The sequence below is a fragment of the Variovorax sp. GW821-FHT09B01 genome, assembly GCF_059418345.1.
This window is the reverse complement of sequence record NZ_JBWKPQ010000018.1, coordinates 1-17,840: the sequence shown is the minus strand read 5'-3', so window position 1 is coordinate 17,840 and position 17,840 is coordinate 1. Positions and strand designations below refer to the sequence as shown.

Here is a 17,840-nt window from a genome sequence, read left to right as displayed (position 1 = left end):
GAAAACTGCAAGAAAAGTAAGGTACAAACAAGATTGTGGCGCCCGAAACTGCAATTCCTCGTGTCGGTTCAATTGGTCTGAAGGAACGCACTTGGCCTGGGGAAACCCTCGCTAATACTCAATCAGCTCGTTCATCGACGGCGGTATTGCTTGCCTGGCATTTTCTCGTGCCGGTGACCGGCGACAGCGCTCGAAGACGCTTCATACCCCCCGTGCCACGAATCCGAATTTTGACGCTTCCGCACATCTCTTCCTGGCCGACGACGACTGCGGACAGCAGGCCAATGTTAGAATCGACATAGCACTCAGATCTCCTGAGCGCTCGCCTAGCCAGGCAAGCTGAATCTCATACCAGCGCGTCGAAGTCATCACGACGAGAAAAACAAAAATGACTTCATGCAAAAGAATTTGCCGTAGCGTGGACCGCGTAAGAGTTCACGACCACATTCAAAAGCCCGCCTTGCGCGGGCTTTTTCCATACCTACTGCATCCTCGTCGGGGCTGCCTGCTCGCCCGGCGGCCGAGGGGGCCAACGATGCTTGGTGAAAACTCGCGGCATGCGCTTTCGCCATAGAGGCGGCTGGGCTTCCGGGTAGTCAAATTTGGCTAGTCAGACAAGGTTGATACCCGCGTCGGTCGCGATCGTCGCGGATCGGCAACGGATTCACCAAATCCTCTTCAACCTGCTCCACGACGCCATCAAGTGCACGCCCGAAGCGGGTCAGATCTGGATTCAGTGCACGGTCGAGATCGACCATGCCGTGGTGAAGGTGCAGGACACGGGAATCGGCATTGATCCCGCGCTGCTGCCAGTGATCTTCGAACTCTTCACGCAGGAGAATCACAGCCGGTCGGGAGGCGGCTTCGGCGTGGGATTGTCCTTGGGTCGCGACTTGGTCCACGCCCATGGCGGATTCGTCGAGGTTCGCTGCGACGGCAAGGGACGTGGCAGCGAGTTCTCGGTCCGGCTTCCGCTCCATGCGAAATCGCCGACTTGATCTATGCACGTCGTCCGGTGCGATGGCTTCACACAGAAGCAATTCCATGAGAATTCCCCTCCCTCCCCTCCCTCCCCTCCCCGCCATCCCCCATCCCCGTCAGTTCTCACGCCGATCGAAGCCGAGATGAGTTCGCTTTCCGCGGCGCTAGTCCTTGCGGTTGTCCTTTACACCGCCGTGCTGGTCGCGCTCTGGGTGATCGAGGCACATTTATAAGGGCCCGGATACGTTATGCGCTCCAGCGCACTGACACTGCATGCCCATCGGCCTAAAAGCGGATATCGCGCGCGTAGCACTTCGGCCCGGCATCCCATGATCCATACCGCCCCCATTCCCTCGTTCGGCGCATTCTCGCGAGCCTCCTCAAGGGCTCCCGCATCCTCAGGCGGCGAAGCATTCCAGAACAGCATGGACCTGCTGCAAGCACTAAGTGTCCGGTTGCGTTCTGCCGTTCGCACAGGATCGGTTGAGGCGTCGGCGGCCAGCGTCTATCGCCTTCAACAGGTGGTGCTGGAGTGCTCTGTCGATCTTGAAGCGCTGCACCGCTACCTGCGCACGGAAGGCCTGCGTCGGGGGCTGCAGGAAAAAACATGCGCCCACCGGCAGTTCGGTGCGCCAGCGAACGGACAGGCGCGCATCGCCGGCGCACGCTGGAGTCCCACCTGCCCGGAAACCTCCATGACATTGGCCCACGACATCGCCGCACTCGAACTGCGCATCGCGCAGGAGGAAGAAAAGCGCGACGCCTGGCGCGCCGTGGGCGCCAGCGAGAAGTACATGGAGGCCTACGGCATGGTCGAGGCGCTGGAACTGCAACTCGAACGCAAGCTGCTGCAGACCGGCGACCACAAGGAATGAGCATGTCGACGACCCAGACCCACGGGTGGCCGCAGCCGCGGCCGCCGGCGCGAGAGAAGCTGTCCAAAGGCGACGAGATGGACATCCAGCTGCTGGTTCGCCTCGGCCGCATGATGCCGCCCCGAACACTGGCCCTGTCGGCCGATATCGCCGCGGCCAAGCGACTGGTCGGGGCCGGAATGATCGAGATCACGGGCCAGCTCCGGTCCGAGAAGCGGATACCGGACATGTATGCCGTGCGCGTGCACCAGATCACGGCGGCGGGGCTGTCGGCGATCGCGGCCGAAAAAGAGCGGGCCTGTGGCCCCTCGGGGTTCGTCCGGTGACGGCACGGCGCGCGGCCCGGATGCGCTCGTTCCCCGTCACCTCGAAGGCTCGCCATGACACAGCTGTCCCGTCCTCTTCTCACATTGCGCGGGTCGCGCCCGCTTCCCATGGGAGCCGGCGCGATGCCTGACGCCCCTTTCTTCCACGATGCCTCGAACGCGGTCCGCTTCTTCGTGACGGTCGACGGCCACTCCGTGGGCGCCAGCATCGGCAAGACGACCCTGCACTACCACTTCCGCACCGGGGACAACGCCGATCCGCTCGAGACCTATGCATCGCATGCCGAGGAGATCGATGCCGCCGTGCGGCGCCGGCTGGCGCAGGGATCGACGCCGCCCGTGATGCTGCGGGAGCACGATCTGCGCAGCACGGGCTAGCGGCGCGAGCCTTCAGGGGATCAGTTCCGCATAGCTGCGCCGGTTGGCCCGGTAGCAATCGCACGCGGCCTGCTCCAGGCCCGCGCGGTTCGTGATCGTGATGACGCCGCGCCGGTAGTCGATCAGGTGCCGCGCATGCAGCGCGGTGGCGGCATTGGTGATGCCGACCCTGCGCACGCCCAGCATGTGGCCCAGCACTTCATGGGTCAGCGCGAGTTGCGTGGAATGCGCGCAATCCTGCGTGGTCAGCAGCCAGCGCGCGAGCCGCTCCTCGATCGCATGGAAGCGGTGGCACAGGCCCGAGCGGCCGAACTCGGTCAGCAGCACGCACACGTAGCGATGCAGCACGCGCGCGAGCGGCGGGCTGCGCGACAGCTCCCTCGCGAAGGCATGCGCCGTCAGGCGCCACGCCATGCCCGGGCCCTGCACCAGCGCACGCAGCGGCGCGCGCTGCACGCCCAGCGACAGCTCCCAGCCCAGCGCGCCCTCGTTGCCCACCATGCCCGCCTGCAGGCCATCGTGGCCGTCGGCGGTGGACACCAGCGAGACGAAGGCACTGGTGGGGAAATGGATGTGATCGATGACGTCGCCCGGCTCGTAGAGGACCTGGGCCGGCGCGAGCGGCACGCTGTCGCAGCGCTCGAGCAGGTGCGCCCTGTCGCTCGGCGGGAGCGCCTCGAGCAGGCGATTGAGCACGGGGCGGGTCGGGTCTGATGTCACTGAGCCGCCTGTAGCGAAGCGCCGCGCGGGAATGCGCGAGCGAGCGCATTCTGTCCGAGGGGGGCCACCGCGTCTGTGCGAAGGCGTACATGGGAACGGTGCGCGTCCGCGCGCTCAGGTCGCCAGGTGGCGCGGCAACAGGCGATCGGTCTCGCGCTTCACGACCTCGTAGCACTCGCACACCTGCTGCTCGAGGCCCGGGCGGTCGAGCACCGTGATGCGACCCCGCGCGTATCGGATCAGCTTCAGGCGCTGCAGCTTGCCGGCCGCTTCGGTGACGCCCTCGCGCCGCACGCCGAGCATGTTGGCGATCAGCTCCTGGGTCATCACCAGCTCGTTGCCGGGCAGGCGGTCGAGGCTCAGCAGCAGCCAGCGGCACAGTTGCTGCTCGAGCGAATGGTGACGGTTGCACACCGCCGTTTGCGACATCTGCGTGATCAGCGACTGCGTGTAGCGCAGCAGCAGGTGAAGCAGCGGACCGCCCTGCTCCGTCAGCGCCCGGACGTGGCTCGCGCCCAGCCGCAGGGCGTGGCCCGCGCTCTGCACCACCGCGCGGTTGGGCGTGCTGCCGCCGCCCATCAGCAGCGACACGCCCACCATGCCTTCGAGGCCGACGACGGCGATCTCGGCCGACTGCCCGTTCTCCAGCACGTAGAGCAGCGAGATGATGCAGTCGATCGGGAAGAAGACATGCTGCTGCACGACACCGGATTCGTAGAGCACCTCTCCAAGCCGCAACGGCACGCGTTCGAGAAAGGGTTCCATCCGGGCCATGACCTCGGCGGGAATGGCCTCGAGCAGGCCGTTGCGGGGGACAGCCGCCTCCAGTGAAGACGAACGCGGCGACGATGCCATGGCGGAGCGCTTCCAAAGTTCGCATCATTCTGCGCCAGGATGGCCGGTGTCTGTACGGCAGCGCACCAATCCGCGTTCTCGTTGCCCCCTTCGCCGATGGCTGAGGCGGTGACCGAACAACCTCCAAGCGATCCTTATGGCAGACGATTCAAAGAAGACGGCGTTCGATCGCAGGCTCATTGCCTTGCACAATCCCCATGCACTGCAGTCCTGGACCGAGAGCCTAGGTTGCACTGAGACCAGTTGTGCAACGCGGTAAGGGCTCTCAGAAAACTCGGACGAGGCGGTTTTCTGCGCATGGCTGAGGAACTCCATGGACCTCAGTACTTTCGCAAATCGAGGCATCGCTCGCCTTCATGCGCGATCATCAAGCCACTGATGCGATCGGTGCGGCTAAAGATCGACGTCGTGGGCACGGCCGAGCTCCGAGTTGCCGTACTCCCGTGCCGCGGCTCGCCGAGCGTGACCATACAACCCACCGTCAAGGGTCGTCGAAGTAGCAAAATTTGCGCGCTACCCCGCCCACGCTCTCGCCCGTCGCTGAACATTGGGACACCGGCGGCCTGGCTCGCCCGACCGGACGCCGGGGTAAATTCTGCGAGGAGCGTAACGGTGTCAGTCGCGCATAGTTGGCCGGCAGTGCGCCGGTGCGGATTTGCATTTTCGGCGTCGTACCCATACTCGTCTCGATTTGGGTACTGCCGGCATTCCGCAGCGCCACGCTCATCTCGATCGTCATGAAGAAGGCTACTAGGGTGCCGCCGTGCACCCCACCCTGTCCCTGTCAGTCAAACCAACCCGTTCGCCGCTACCTCCACGGAGAAACAGCCAGTCCCGGTTTCCAATGGCGCTTCACTGTCGACGCTCATCCAGAAATCGTCGCGCACGTTCACGGCGGGGCCCTATCAAGCGAAGCATCGAAAACGAAGATCGACTCAGAGAATCGCGTTCCGCTCGATGGTCTTCATAAGGTATCTAGGCACAAAAAAACCGGCTATCAGAGCCGGTCTTTTTCAGGGAGATGTCCTGTGCTCAGTAACGACCGCCACCGAAGCCGCCATTGCCGTACCCAATGTCGGCCCGGTTGCTCGCGCTGTTGCCTGCCGCACTGTAACTACCCGCGCCATTACCCGCTTCGCGCGGGCGCGCCAGGCTCACGACAATGGAGCGTCCATCAACGGACATACCGTTCAAGCCAGTGATGGCGGCCTGGGCGAATTCCGCCGACGTCATTTCCACAAAGCCAAAGCCCTTGGAACGGCCGGTCTCACGGTCCATCATTACCTTGGCCGACAAGACGCTGCCAAATTCAGCAAAGTTGCTTTCAAGGCTGGAATTGGTGACGGAAAAAGGCAGGTTGCCTACGAAGATTTTTTTGCTCATTGAATAAGCCTTTCTGGATAAAGGTACGCACCGAATGGCGCACCGGTGGAACAAAAGCGTGTGGATGGCGCGATCGCGCTACGAGCCTGCCCGGCAAAAGTCATCGACGCGAAACGCGCGAAAGACGAGAAAAGCGTGGCGACACCGACAAGCACGTCGCTTCGTTCTCGGCGCAGGCGAGGCTGCCGCGACGGACCGTTGTCTCGCGCGCTGCAGCCGACACGGCTTCTGCCGAGTAGACGCCTAACTGGCAAACGCGAAGGCAATCTGCGACAGCAGACCATCAACACGCAAGAACAGGTTGTATGCACGCGCGCAGCCAGCCTTGTGTGACCGCAAAAATTTGGGCAGCTTCGCGCGAAGCGAAAGCCTTATCAAAGTGGAACACCCGGTGCGAGTTACCGTTTCCTTTGAAACGATGGATCGAGAAAGAAGCGCGAAAGCGGCCGCAGTCGTTGGTGTGTGTCGCGGGCGAGACGACGAGCCTACCAATGGAAATGGCGAGAGAAGGAATCTATTTCAATCGTGATCGCAGGTAAGAAGACACCTGCGCTGAGCATCGGGGGATGCTGGCTGCAGCTCAACAGACCAACCGGGCGACGAAGGTCGCAACCTTGGCAGTTACGGGATGTCGCCGCCCCGATACAACCTTTGAAATGACGAGTCAGCGCAAGCTGCCGTGGCCATGGGGAATATTATATCACCTTATCGCATTAAAAGGTCGATGATTATTCAAACTGAAACTGAAGCTCGTGCTCTCGGGCCGCTTCGTAGGACATCTACAACTTCTTGTTCTAAACACAACGACTACATGCGCAGGGGAGTCCGACTCCTGTGCCGGGCACCCAACAGAGACATGCCGCCGGCCTCGTGGTTAGCGCGCTCTCAGAACATCCCTAAGTTCAGGCCGTCGTGACGAGCCTTACCTCCTGAGCCGGGTCCTGATGAAGGATCAGGGCCCAGGTGAGCTCAAAGCCCACCAAGGCCTTATCTGAAACGGGGGTTGCCTCAAATGTGCCTGTGAAAACTGCCGCTGCTGCTCCAACTCTTGCGCCAACAGAGCGGGCTGGGGTTGGGTCTTAATAATTGCCTTTAAAGCTACAGTCAGCGCCATTTCCGTTCTAAGAAAATTGTCTGCTGAAGCCGATGCCTCTTCCGGTTTGGTCATGATGCCCATCCCTTTCGGGACCCGTGTTGAGGAGCAGAGACTTCACTCGAGTGACCTTGCCCTTGGAATCCGTACCCCATCGCCGAGTTCATGAGTTGGCTTGCCTTGGCTGATTGGCAAGCCAGTCCTGCTCGAACTGGGTCGAGTGACATTAATGCCAAGCCGGGTCTTTTGGAGTAAAGAGTGCATGCGCGACGTTCTTCTCCGTCCATCAGGCGTCACCCTGGCAGGGTATCCTGTGCCGTTCAGGTGCAATGACCAAGTCCCTCTATGGGAAAGATTAAAGTGAACGCCTTCCTTGCTTCGCTGTCCGACGTTACGGTGACACGTCCGCCGTGAGCCTCTGCAATTTTGCTCACGATGTAGAGACCGGGGCCGACACTGCGCGCGGCGCCACTAAGGTTGCCAAGAACCATGGATTGGAAGAGCCGTGGCAAAGACTCGGCAGGGATCGGAGGGCCGATCCGAACCATATGGGGTTGGAAGCGGCCGGACCAAAGGCTCGCAAGTCCGAGCATAGTCAGCCTGCCAAGCGACCTCGCGACAACCGAGGCGAGAGGGAATTCCTGCCTTAGCCGCTAAGACACCTTGCGGAGCGCGCTACTCAGGCCCGGATTCCGACACATTCCCCGACGTCAGAATTCGTTGGCGTAGCAGACTCACTTCAATGTACCCAGGTAGGCCGCGATGTCGCGCGCGTCCTGCTCGGTCACGCCCATCTCGGGCATGGCCGTGAGCGGATCGACTTCGCGCGTGTGACGCAGCCATCGCACCATGTTCTCGGGCGTGTTGGCGAGCCGGCCCGCGATCAGGCCGCGCCCGCCGATGCCGGCCAGCGGCGTGCCGACGTTGGGATGCGAGCTGGTCACGCCGGGGATCGCATGGCAGGCGTTGCAGGCGTACTGCGTCAGCGCGGTGCGGCCGCGCAATGCATCGCCGGGCCGCGTGGCGGGCTGCGCGGCCAGCGCGTTGCAGCCGATCGCGGCGCCAGTCGCCCCGGTGCGCGGCGTGCCGGGCACGGGCTCGAAGGCCGTGGCCTGCGCATAGGCCTGCGGCGTCATGTCGGGCAGCCGCTCGACGAAGGCCACCACGGCCCACAACTCCTGGTCCGAGAGCCGGTATTCCCACGCCGGCATGCCGCTCATCTTGATGCCGTTGCGCGTGAGCCAGTAGAGCTCGCGCGCACTCCAGCGCTGGCGCGCATCGACCAGCGGGCCGGGCAGCGGCTGCATGCTCTTGCCGATGTCGTCCTGCGCCACGCCCGGCGCGCCGTGGCACTGCACGCAGCGCGCGCGATAGCAGGCGGCGCCCTGCGCGAGCTGCCGCGCGTCGCCCAGCGGCGGCGCCTCGATGCCGCGCGCGCGCCAGCGCACCGACTGGCGCATCGCGGTCTCGAGCAGCGAATACACGGGCTGGGTGTGCTGCACGTTCGAGGCCACGTCGTAGACGCCGCCCCACACCATCACCGCCGCGCCGATGGCGGCGCCGCCGGCCAGCGCGGCCAGGGTCAGCGCGACGGTCTTGGGCGCATTCATGTGGCGGCATTGTCCGACGCGGGTGCGGGCCGCCCTGTCGGCGCAAACCGCGTCCGACACCGCAAGAATCGGCCATGCCCCTCGCGCCGCACGCTCGCCCGCCGCTTCGCGCACGCCACGGCCGCGCCGCGTTGGCCGCGCTTTCGGTGGCGGCCATCGGGCTCGCGGGCGGCTGCGAACTCTCGGCTCGCGGCCTGCCCGCGTTCGGGCCCGCGCCGCTTCCGTACGGCGATGCGCCCGCGGCGCAACTGGCGCGTGGGCGCGAACTGCTCGCGCAATACCAGTGCGGCAGCTGCCATGCGATCCCGAAGGTGCCGGCGGCGCGCGCCAGCCTCGCGCCGCCGCTCGATGCCTTCGGCCGCCGCAGCTATATCGCGGGCCACCTGCCGAACCGGCCCGAGACGCTCGCGCGCTGGATCGAGGCACCGGCCGCGCTGGTGCCCGGCACCGCGATGCCGTCGATGGGCGTGTCGCCGCGCGACGCGCGCGACATGGCGGCCTACCTGCTGGCGCTCGAATGAGCCGGCCCGCCGCCACGCCACCCTCGCCTTCGGCCTTCGATGCCGCGGGACCGATGGCCGACATGCTGCTCGAGGTCAGCTGGGTGCTGATCGGCGGCGCCGCCGCGATCTTCGTGCTCGTGATGGCGCTGCTCGCGCTCGCGGTGCGGCGCGCGCACCGGAACACGCCGCGCGCGATGCCGCGCGCGCAGGCCCGCTGGTGGCTCTATGGCGGCGGCCTCGCGTTTCCGGCCGTGGTGCTGGTCGCATTGTTCTTCTATGGCGAGCGCCATCGCCCCGCGTGGCGCCCGGTGCCGCCGGCCGATGCGCTGGTGATCGGCATCACAGGCCACATGTGGTGGTGGGAGGTGCGCTACCGCGACCCGGCCAGCGGCGCCGAGATCCGCACCGCGAACGAGGTGCGCATTCCCGCGGGCCGGCCGGTGTACTTCGGCCTCACGAGCGCCGACGTGATCCACAGCTTCTGGGTGCCCGCGCTCGGCGGCAAGATGGACATGCTGCCGGGCCGCGTGCAGCACCTGCTGCTGCAGGCCGACCGGCCCGGCGCCTGGCGCGGCCAGTGCGCCGAGTACTGCGGCGATCAGCATGCGCGCATGGCGCTGCACGTGGTGGCCGAGGAACCCGCGGCCTTCGATGCCTGGCTCGCGGCGCAGGCGCGGCCCGCGAGCGCCACCCTCGCGCCCGATCTGGCGCGCGGGCGCGACGCCTTCCTCGCGAACCGCTGCAACGCCTGCCACACGGTGCGCGGCGTGAGCGAGGAGAGCCGGCTCGGCCCCGACCTCACGCACGTCGGCAGCCGGCTCTACCTCGGCGCCGGCACCATGCCCAACACGCCCCACCAGCTCGCGGCCTGGGTCGCGCACACGCAGCAGGCCAAACCCGGCGCGCGCATGCCCTCCTCGCACGAACGGCTCGACGAGCCCACGCTGCAATCGATCGCGCGCTGGCTCGCGCAGCTGCGATGAGCACCGCCATGAACACCCCCCTGGACCCGGCGGCCAACGCGCCGCAACCCGATGCCGGGCGCGACGCCCTCGAGCGCGCCTGGCGCCCGCCCTCGGGCTGGCGCCGGCTCTCGGCCGTCAACAACACGCAGATCGGCGTGTTCTACATCGCGACCGCGATGCTGTTCTTCGTGCTCGCCGGCGTGCTCGCGCTGGTGATGCGCGCGCAGCTCGCCGTGCCCGACAACGACCTGGTCGACCCCAGGACCTACAACCAGCTCTTCACCATGCACGGCACGGTGATGATGTTCCTGTTCGCGGTGCCGATCGTCGAGGCGATCGCGGTCTACCTGCTGCCGGGCATGCTGGGCGCGCGCGACCTGCCCTTTCCGCGCCTGTCGGCCTATGCCTTCTGGGCCTATGCGATCGGCGGCCTGGTGTTCTTCGGCACGCTTTTCTTCGGCGAGGCGCCCGACGGCGGCTGGTTCATGTACCCGCCGCTCACGGGCAAGGAGTTCTCGCCGGGGCGCGGCGCGGACTGGTGGCTGCTAGGCATCGGCTTCATCGAGATCTCGGCGATCGCGGGCGCGATCGAGCTGATCATCGGCATCCTGTTCACGCGCGCGCCGGGCATGACGCTCGCGCGCATGCCGATCTTCGCGTGGGCGATGCTGGTCAGCGCGCTGATGATCGTGTTCGCGTTCCCGGCCGTCATCGCGGCCACGCTGCTGCTCGAGATGGAGCGCGCCTTCGACTGGCCCTTCTTCATCGCCGCGCGCGGCGGCGATCCCGTGCTGTGGCAGCACCTGTTCTGGTTCTTCGGCCACCCCGAGGTCTACATCATCTTCCTGCCGGCCGCCGGCCTGGTCTCGATGATGGCCGCCACGCTCGCGGGCACGCCGCTGGTGGGCCACCGCGCGGTGGTGATCGCGCTGATGGCCGTGGGCGCCCTGAGCTTCCTGCTGTGGGTGCACCACATGTTCACGGCCGGCCTGGGCACCTGGTCGCTGCGGCTGGTGTCGGCCGCGAGCTTCGCGGTGGCGCTGCCCAGCGGGCTGCAGGTGTTCTCGTGGATCGCCACCTTCTGGAGCGGCCGCATCCGGCTCGACACGCCCACCCTGTTCCTGCTGGGCTTCCACTTCATCTTCGTGCTGGGCGGGCTCACCGGCGTGATGGTGGCGGTGCTGCCCTTCGACTGGCAGGCACACGACAGCTACTTCATCGTCGCGCACCTGCACTACGTGCTGATCGGCGGCATGGTGTTCCCGGTGTTCGCGGGCCTCTATCACTGGGCACCGCTGTTCAACGGCCACCGGCTCTCGGAACGCTGCGGGCGCTGGGTCTTCGGCCTGATGTTCGGCGGCTTCAACCTCGCCTTCTTCCCGATGCACATCGCGGGGCTGATGGGCATGCCGCGGCGCGTCTACACCTACCCGGGCGACCTCGGCTGGAACGGGCTCAACCTGCTGTCGACCATCGGCGCCTTCGTGTTCGCCGCGGGCGTGCTGCTGTTCGTCGTCGACGTGGCGCGCACGCTGCGCAAGCCCGAGCGCGAACACGGCAACCCCTGGAACGCCGGCACGCTCGAATGGCTGCCCGCGCGCGAGTACGCGGTGCGCAGCATTCCCGAGATCGCCTCGCGCTATCCGCTGTGGCGCCGTCCCACGCTGGCGCGCGAGGTCGAGGAAGGCCGCCACTGGCTGCCGGGCACGGTCTTCGGCGGCCGCGAGACGCTGGTCACGAGCCCGCGCGACGCACGGCCGCTGCACCTGCTGCGCCTGCCCACCGACGGCTGGTCGCCGCTGGTGGCGGCCGCGGGCACGGCCGGCTTCTTCCTGCTGCTGACGGTCGAGCAGGTGCTGCTCGCCGGGCTGTGCGGCGTGCTCGCGGTGGCCGCCATCGTGTTCTGGCTCTGGGGATCGGACAGCCCGCCGCCCGTGTCCACGGCCGACGTGGGGCATGGCCGACGGCTGCCGGTCGGCGCGATCGGCCGGGCCTCGCATTCATGGTGGGGCATGGTGGTGCTGGTCGCGGTCGACATGAGCATCTTCGCCTCGCTGTTGTGGGCGCACGTGCATGTGTCGATGGCGGCCGAGGTCTGCCCGCCACCCGGTGCCGCGCTGCCGGCACTGCGCTGGCCCGCCGCGGCCGTGCTGCTGATGCTCGCGGGCTCGCTTGCACTGGCCTTCGCGGCGCGCGGCCTGCGCCACGACGACGCGGCGCGGCAGCGCGGCCTGCGCTGGCTGGTCGCGCTCGCGATGGCCTGCGCGGCCGCGGGCTACGGGGTCGACCTCTGGAGCCATGCGGGCGCCGGCCTCGATCCGCGCGCGCAGGCCTGGAGCGCGAGCGTGGCGATGCTGCTGGGCTACCAGGGCTTCCACCTCGCGGTGCTGCTGCTGATGGGGGGCTATGTGCTCGCGCGCTCGTGGCGCGGACGGCTGCGCACCGATGCGCGCGCGACGATCGACAACACGCAGCCGCTGTGGCATTGCGTGAGCGCGCAGACCGCGATCGGCGCGGCGGCGATGCAGTGGATGCCGCTGCTCGCGGCGTGATCCCAGCACGATGCGGCTCTACCCAATCGTCTGGAGTGATGGTCTCACACAGGGTCCGGAGGCAGGCGTCGGCCGGGATAGGGCGGGATTCATTGCGTACTGGTCTGTCCCTGCCCGCCGCCACCGCCATTGCCGGTCACGCCACCGACACCCGCCGCACCGCCGCCACTCGGACTCGTCGGCGCCGATTGCGGCGCAGGCTGGGTCATGCCCTGTGCGCCCGTTGGTGGGGCGTCATTGCGGCGGTGCGACATGACGTTGTAGGCCACCACCAGCAGTACCACCACGATCACCGCGCCAACGCCCCAGCGAAAGATCCGCCGGTTGTCGCGCTCATCGTTTCTGGCTTGTTCGAGTCTCATGGCCACTTCCTTTTTAACGATAACGGGAACGCGCCAAAGTTGCGATCTCGCGCAGGACCGGCCTGTCGGACGGCGGCGCGTACCGATGCAGGCACTCTAGAGGGCCGCGGCGCCTTGGCCCCCCTGCTACTTCGCTAAACCGAAGCCGAATCCGAACATGCCGATGTCCTCTTTGCGGCAGGCACAACCATCTCGTCCTCGCGCGGCCCGACGTTCGATTCTTCGACCATTCCTTACAAACGGAGCAAGCCGGCCGCCATGGCAGCACTGCAGTCCTTTTCCGGATGGAGTTGTCCGTTCATTGGGCTCCACTGGCCCCTGACAGGAACTCCACCAGTCTCCGGCCGAAAGCGCCCGCAGCAGGTTGAACGACGGTGACGGCAAGGTGGCGACGCCGCAGCATGGACTAATCCTGGCACGCGCAGCGAACAACGATCGCCGGATGGCAGCGCTGCAATGTGACGGGCAGCCTCGCTGCCTCCTGAAAATCGCCATTTCATGCGACCGTAGTGCAGGCCGCCTCAGTCGCGCCTGTGTCGTCAAGCGCGGCGCGGACCAGAGATCAAGCGCAGCCGCGTGCTGGGTGTGGTTGGTAACTTCTGAAACTCTTCAAGTTGGCGGAGCACCAGCATGTTTCGCATCCTCGATTGGGACGCCACGCAGTCGCGGGGGACCACCACTGCGAGATCGCGCATGCCAGCCTCGGTCGCAGTGACGAGCACGCACTGATCGCTCGCGACGCCCGTCAGGATCAGACGGTGCGCCTTCAAATGCTGCAGCAGCAATTCCAGCGGAGTGCCAAAGAATGCTGACTGCTTGGGCTTCAGCACAAAGTAGTCGTCCGCCTCGGGCTTCAGAGCGGCAGCGATCTTTGAGCCAAGGCCGCCCTGGCGCAGCGCCTCCTCCACCAGTGCCGGAAAATCAGATCGCCAGCGGCCGCGGTTGTCGTTCGCATAGATCACCGGCACACCGTCGCGACGACAGCGAGCCTTCAGTGCCGCGATGCGTGGCGCGATCGATGCAGCGCCAGGAAGCAGCTTGTCAGCGTCGGGAAAGTCCCAGCAGTTGATCATGTCGATGATCAACAACGCGGTATGGCCTGCCGCGCTTTCGGATGCGAGAAGGCCCGAGGTTCGTGAAGGCATGGAGCGAACTCATTGCTTGATGGACGCCTCGCTATTCTTCATCGTGAAGGAACTCCCGAGAATGCGACGTGGCGTCATTTGCGGCCTCGTCTGACACCGGTGCCCCGGCACGATGGAAGTTCCATCTTCCGGCTCACTGCCGTCACGCCGGCCTACACAAGACGGCGGCGGGACAACGCACCGTCGTTCGGACCATCAGAGTGCTGTGTCCGCTTGGCTGAACTCATGCAATCACTTCTGGATCTGCTGCGAATCGAGACACCTCTCTCGGAAATGGTGTTGCGAGGAACGGCTGTTTACTGGTTTCTTTTGATCGTTTTCCGCTTCTTGCTGCGACGGGGAGTTGGATCACTGGGCGTGGCGGACCTACTATTTGTCGTCTTGATCGCCGACGCGTCTAGCAACGCCATGCAGGGTGATTACAAGACGATTGGGGATGGGCTCGTACTCATCTCGACGCTGATCGCATGGAACTACGCATTGGACTGGGCCAGCTACCATTCCCCGACGGTTTCTCGGCTTCTAGAACCCCCGGCCGAGCCACTGGTCAAACACGGCAGGATCCTTCAGCGCACGCTGCGCCGCGAATTGATCACCGTGGAGGAGTTGCTGTCCAAGCTGCGCGAAAAAGGGATCTCGGATCTGTCTGAGGTACGCATTGCGCGGTTAGAAAGTGACGGCGAACTCAGCGTACGCAGATATCGGGACTGAGAACCGACAGGCAAGCGTCCGACAGCGCAATCGCCGTAGGCCGACATCCTAGCCTTATGCCCGCCACAAGCTCCTGCACCTCAACATCTAGGAGCAGCAGCATGCAACGTTTCACCGATCGCGTTGTCATCGTCACGGGCGCCGGTTCCGGTATCGGCGAAGCCACTGCCCGCCGTTTCTCGCAGGAGGGCGCCAGCGTCGTGCTCGCCGGCGGCACCAAGGCCAAGCTCGAGCGCGTCGCTGCCGACCTGCCGCCCGAGCGCACGCTGGTCAAGGTCGCCGACGTCTCGAAGTACAAGCAGGTGCAAGCTCTGGTGGCCGCCACAATCAAGCGCTTCGGCGCGCTGCACGTGCTGTTCAACAACGCAGGCATTGCGGTCGAGGGCAGCGTGACCGAGGCGCCACTGGGTGGCTGGGGCAGGACCATGGCGACGAACATCGGCGGCGTGTTCCATGGCTGCCGCGCGGCGATGCCGCACCTGATCGCGAGCCGCGGCTGCATCGTCAACACCGGCTCGATCTCGGGGCTCGGCGGCGATTGAGCGCTCGGGTTCTACAACGCCTCGAAGGGCGCGATCGTCAACTTCACCAAGGCCCTCGCGCTGGACCACGGCAAGGACGGCGTGCGCTTCAACGCCGTCTGCCCGAGCCTGACCTTCACGCCGATGACCGAGGACATGAAGGGCGACCGCAAGCTGATGGCGAGATTCGAGCAGAGATTCTGCGAGGCGATCACGTCAAGTCCACCATCAATTCCTCTGGCGTCTACAGGACCCGGCTTCAGCTCGCCGAAGCCCTGAAGAAAGATGCCTTTAGGTGGATCTCCGGTCAAGAGCGCAATTTCAGCGATTAAACCGTTCCACGCGCAAAGCGCCCTGGCGTTTCAACTTCCCCAAGCTTGCAACCACATGCTAGGCTGGTGGATGCTGGACTCGAGCTCGCCATGAGGCCCTCTAACGTCCAGAGAATTACCGCCTTTGGGAGGACCAGCTGGCCTGGGTGGGCTGGAAAATGCCCAACGTAGAGTACTCGGGGGCCTTCTTGAGAAGTGCTGCGAGCGCCATCTTGCGCTCAACCAGTGGCTGCCGGCGCTGCCGATCCGACGTTCGACCAGAAGGTCGAATGCACCGAATACGATCAGTTCAAAGCGGGCGTCTCAACGCCCGCGCGTCGCCCAATCCTTTGGGCAGTCGAAGTCGTTCCTGCTTCGCTTGTCCAGCGCACAGACGTCCCTTTCAAGATTCATGCTTGCCGAGCAGCTTGCCAACTTGGCTACGACCTACCGAAACCGCTTCGTCGCATCCGTGCGAAGGCGCGTGGCCATCAACCTTTCCCAGCAGCCGGTACCCATCGAACTTGATTTCGTATATCCGACCGGGCACTGAGGCAGAACAGCCTCTCGTCGAGTGGCGCGTTCGATCCGACGAAGCAGATCCATCGGAACGATTTCCTCCGAGTCGCACAGCCCATAAGACCCGAAGCTCACAATGTGACTTCGGGGTTTCGAAACAGACTGTAGGACTAGGTTTTAACGAAGTGGAGACAAACGTCACGGAAACCCACCAGAATCAGTGGGGTTAACCACTACACGCAGTCCTCCCATGACCGTTTTCACCCCTTGCACGTGCAGCGTCGACCACCTCGGCCGCATCGAGCGGCGCAGATGGATGAAGGTGTTCTGGTGGATGCGCGCCTACCTGTGCGATAACTGCGGCAAGGTCCAGTTGCTTTCGCAAGTTGCGGTAGATCAAGCGAAGGCAGCCTATGCGGCGCGAACCGCGCATCGCAGCTTCCACGGAAAGAAGCAGCGTTCGCATTGAGTCGAAGGGCCCCTCAAGCTCTACCTGACCTGTGAGCGAGAGCCGATACCTCGCAGATGAGGGGCCTCCTCCAAGCGACTCATTCCAGCTTCGACCCGCACCCGCCGGCCGAACTCACACCAGAGGTATCCGAGGATCTGCAGGCGCAGTTGGATGCGGTGCTCGCCGATCACGCTCCAGTCCATGGACCGTCGATCCTGCCAGCACCCGAGCGGTCCGCTTCCATGGCTGACACCGTGACGTAAGCGTCCCGAGAAGTCATGTTGACGTCTTCTGCCGTGGGTGGGTAGCGGTCGCACAATGGTCGCTCTCAAACGGTCTGATACGTGCAAATGCTTGATCTCCACGCCCCACTTGTACCCGGAACATCTGCCGCGGGATTCGAGATTGGGCAATCGCTGTCAAGTGTTGAATCCTTGCTGCATGGTGCAAGCAGGAAGGACCATGTACCGGGCTTTCACCTCGTGGCCGCGCTGGCAGAGAACAAGGGAGCTCTTGTTCTTCGGAACTTTGGCGACCCTGGGGAAACCGCCATATTCTTTGGTTCAGACGTCGTCCGGCTAGTGTTCTCTCCCGGTGGGGTGCTCAGGTGCATTTACGTCTTCGAGGGCTATCTTGGCGCCTACGAAGGAGTGCGGGTCGGTGACATGCTGTCGCTGCTGTCACCGACTATGGAGCTCGACTTCGACGGCGGAGACGAGATGTATTACCGCCTCGATGGCGAGGGCGAGTACATCCCAGGAATCGCGATAGTCGCTGTGGAGGCCGACGTGTCACAGCACGCCTCTACACCGGTCGTCGGTTACTGCGTTCACGACTGGACGATCTTCCGAACCCAAACATGACGGAGAGTTGCCTCCGTCACCACAACTACGCCTTGCCGTGACTAAGCCGCGTCCCAGCGATGTGGCAGGAGTTCCGCTATGTCGCGCGCCCGATGCGTTGGCAATCGCGTCATGACGTCCTTGAGGTAGGCGTAGGGGTCGTGGCCGTTGAGTTTGGCGGTCTGGATGAGGCTCATGATGGCGGCGGACCGCTGCCCGGCACGAAGGCTTCCGGCGAACAGCCAGTTGTTGCGGCCTACGGCGATCGGCCGGATCTGGTTCTCCACCCAGTTGTTGTCTGCAGGCAAGTTGCCGTCGTCCAGGTAGCGCGTCAGCGCGGCCCAGCGCTTCAGGCTGTAGTTCAGTGCTTTGGCTGTCCCTGAACCTTCTGGAACCTTGAGCCGCTGCGCGATCATCCAGGCATGCAGCGCCTCGGCGATCGGTCGACCCCGCGCTTGGCGTATCCGACGCCGCTCATCGGGGTCCAAGTGTTTCACCTCACGCTCGATCTCGTAGAGCCGAGTGAAGTACTGGATTCCGGCCTCGGCGATCTGGCTCTTGTTGGCTGTGTGCAGCTCGACGAACTTGCGCCGCGCATGGGCCAGGCAGCCAGCTTCGACAACGCCCTTGGCCAGCAGGGCCTTGTAGCCGGAGTAGTCATCACAGACCAGCGCGCCGCGCCAGCCGCCCAGGAAGTTCTGCGCATGCTGGCCAGCCCGGCTGTCGGCGAAGTCGTA

General features: G+C 64.9%; 20 protein-coding genes and 1 pseudogene. 11 read left to right on the top strand and 10 right to left on the bottom strand.

Annotation, left to right across the window (positions count from 1 at the left end; genetic code table 11):
• Positions 1–596: 596 nt before the first annotated feature.
• Positions 597–1,046, bottom strand: a complete 450-nt coding sequence (locus AC07RV_RS33445; RefSeq protein WP_296779212.1) for a hypothetical protein — start codon at positions 1,044–1,046, stop codon at positions 597–599.
• A 360-nt stretch (positions 1,047–1,406) separates the two neighbouring features.
• On the opposite strand from AC07RV_RS33445, the gene AC07RV_RS33440 reads away from it, so the two are divergent.
• From AC07RV_RS33440 to AC07RV_RS33430, 3 genes are all read left to right on the top strand, one after another.
• Entirely contained in the window at positions 1,407–1,856 is a 450-nt protein-coding gene (locus tag AC07RV_RS33440) for a hypothetical protein (protein WP_296779208.1), read from the top strand.
• Positions 1,857–1,858: 2 nt separating this feature from the next.
• On the top strand, positions 1,859–2,182 hold the full coding sequence (locus AC07RV_RS33435) for a hypothetical protein (RefSeq protein ID WP_296779206.1): 324 nt from the start codon (positions 1,859–1,861) through the stop codon (positions 2,180–2,182).
• A 123-nt stretch (positions 2,183–2,305) separates the two neighbouring features.
• Complete coding sequence (locus tag AC07RV_RS33430; protein ID WP_296779204.1) at positions 2,306–2,560, top strand: DUF1488 family protein; 255 nt, start codon at positions 2,306–2,308, stop codon at positions 2,558–2,560.
• A 12-nt stretch (positions 2,561–2,572) separates the two neighbouring features.
• Here AC07RV_RS33430 and AC07RV_RS33425 read toward each other — a convergent pair whose 3' ends face one another.
• Positions 2,573–3,256 carry a Crp/Fnr family transcriptional regulator gene (locus AC07RV_RS33425; protein ID WP_296779202.1) on the bottom strand — a complete coding sequence of 228 codons (684 nt, stop codon included), beginning with the start codon at positions 3,254–3,256 and terminating at the stop codon, positions 2,573–2,575.
• 138 nt (positions 3,257–3,394) lie between these two features.
• Positions 3,395–4,135 (bottom strand): Crp/Fnr family transcriptional regulator, encoded by a 741-nt coding sequence (locus AC07RV_RS33420; protein WP_296779199.1) that lies wholly within the window; start codon positions 4,133–4,135, stop codon positions 3,395–3,397.
• 136 nt (positions 4,136–4,271) lie between these two features.
• Here AC07RV_RS33420 and AC07RV_RS33415 point away from each other — a divergent pair, with 136 nt between their 5' ends.
• Entirely contained in the window at positions 4,272–4,394 is a 123-nt protein-coding gene (locus AC07RV_RS33415; RefSeq protein ID WP_296779197.1) for a DUF3606 domain-containing protein, read from the top strand.
• A 773-nt stretch (positions 4,395–5,167) separates the two neighbouring features.
• Here AC07RV_RS33415 and rbp read toward each other — a convergent pair.
• From rbp to AC07RV_RS33395, 4 genes are all read right to left on the bottom strand, one after another.
• A complete protein-coding gene (rbp, locus tag AC07RV_RS33410) occupies positions 5,168–5,518 on the bottom strand; it encodes an RNA-binding regulator (protein WP_296779195.1) in 351 nt (116 codons plus the stop codon).
• Between the two features lie 283 nt (positions 5,519–5,801).
• Complete coding sequence (locus AC07RV_RS33405) at positions 5,802–6,011, bottom strand: hypothetical protein (protein WP_296779598.1); 210 nt, start codon at positions 6,009–6,011, stop codon at positions 5,802–5,804.
• Between the two features lie 920 nt (positions 6,012–6,931).
• Entirely contained in the window at positions 6,932–7,159 is a 228-nt protein-coding gene (locus AC07RV_RS33400) for an ATP-binding protein (RefSeq protein ID WP_366929001.1), read from the bottom strand.
• 186 nt (positions 7,160–7,345) lie between these two features.
• Positions 7,346–8,221: a c-type cytochrome gene (locus AC07RV_RS33395; protein WP_296779194.1), complete on the bottom strand. Its 876-nt coding sequence runs from the start codon at positions 8,219–8,221 to the stop codon at positions 7,346–7,348.
• 74 nt (positions 8,222–8,295) lie between these two features.
• Between AC07RV_RS33395 and AC07RV_RS33390 the strand changes: the two genes are divergently transcribed.
• Genes AC07RV_RS33390 through ctaD form a run of 3 tightly spaced genes read left to right on the top strand, consistent with a single transcriptional unit; the run spans position 8,296 to position 12,241 of the window.
• Positions 8,296–8,742 carry a c-type cytochrome gene (locus tag AC07RV_RS33390; protein WP_296779192.1) on the top strand — a complete coding sequence of 149 codons (447 nt, stop codon included), beginning with the start codon at positions 8,296–8,298 and terminating at the stop codon, positions 8,740–8,742.
• Positions 8,739–9,707, top strand: coding sequence for a cytochrome c oxidase subunit II (gene coxB, locus AC07RV_RS33385; RefSeq protein ID WP_296779190.1), 969 nt, complete (start codon positions 8,739–8,741; stop codon positions 9,705–9,707). The genes AC07RV_RS33390 and coxB overlap by 4 nt, the downstream gene beginning before the upstream one ends.
• An 8-nt stretch (positions 9,708–9,715) precedes the next feature.
• A complete protein-coding gene (ctaD, locus tag AC07RV_RS33380; RefSeq protein ID WP_296779188.1) occupies positions 9,716–12,241 on the top strand; it encodes a cytochrome c oxidase subunit I in 2,526 nt (841 codons plus the stop codon).
• Between the two features lie 89 nt (positions 12,242–12,330).
• Here the strand turns inward: ctaD and AC07RV_RS33375 are convergent, their stop codons facing one another.
• Both AC07RV_RS33375 and AC07RV_RS33370 read right to left on the bottom strand, forming a co-directional pair.
• Positions 12,331–12,603 carry a hypothetical protein gene (locus AC07RV_RS33375; protein WP_296779185.1) on the bottom strand — a complete coding sequence of 91 codons (273 nt, stop codon included), beginning with the start codon at positions 12,601–12,603 and terminating at the stop codon, positions 12,331–12,333.
• A gap of 539 nt (positions 12,604–13,142) precedes the next feature.
• Positions 13,143–13,748 (bottom strand): cysteine hydrolase family protein, encoded by a 606-nt coding sequence (locus AC07RV_RS33370; RefSeq protein ID WP_296779183.1) that lies wholly within the window; start codon positions 13,746–13,748, stop codon positions 13,143–13,145.
• 225 nt (positions 13,749–13,973) lie between these two features.
• Here AC07RV_RS33370 and AC07RV_RS33365 point away from each other — a divergent pair, with 225 nt between their 5' ends.
• The 4 genes and pseudogenes from AC07RV_RS33365 (at position 13,974) to AC07RV_RS33350 (ending at position 17,124) form a co-directional block, all read left to right on the top strand.
• Complete coding sequence (locus tag AC07RV_RS33365) at positions 13,974–14,459, top strand: DUF421 domain-containing protein (protein WP_208512602.1); 486 nt, start codon at positions 13,974–13,976, stop codon at positions 14,457–14,459.
• A gap of 56 nt (positions 14,460–14,515) precedes the next feature.
• Positions 14,516–15,259: pseudogene (gene budC / locus AC07RV_RS33360) on the top strand (meso-2,3-butanediol dehydrogenase).
• 801 nt (positions 15,260–16,060) lie between these two features.
• Positions 16,061–16,279 (top strand): hypothetical protein, encoded by a 219-nt coding sequence (locus AC07RV_RS33355; RefSeq protein ID WP_296779178.1) that lies wholly within the window; start codon positions 16,061–16,063, stop codon positions 16,277–16,279.
• Between the two features lie 332 nt (positions 16,280–16,611).
• Positions 16,612–17,124, top strand: coding sequence for a hypothetical protein (locus AC07RV_RS33350; RefSeq protein ID WP_296779176.1), 513 nt, complete (start codon positions 16,612–16,614; stop codon positions 17,122–17,124).
• A 41-nt stretch (positions 17,125–17,165) separates the two neighbouring features.
• Here AC07RV_RS33350 and tnpC read toward each other — a convergent pair.
• Positions 17,166–17,840, bottom strand: a 675-nt coding sequence (tnpC, locus tag AC07RV_RS33345) for an IS66 family transposase (protein WP_492715149.1), incomplete at its 5' end; no start/stop codon positions are given.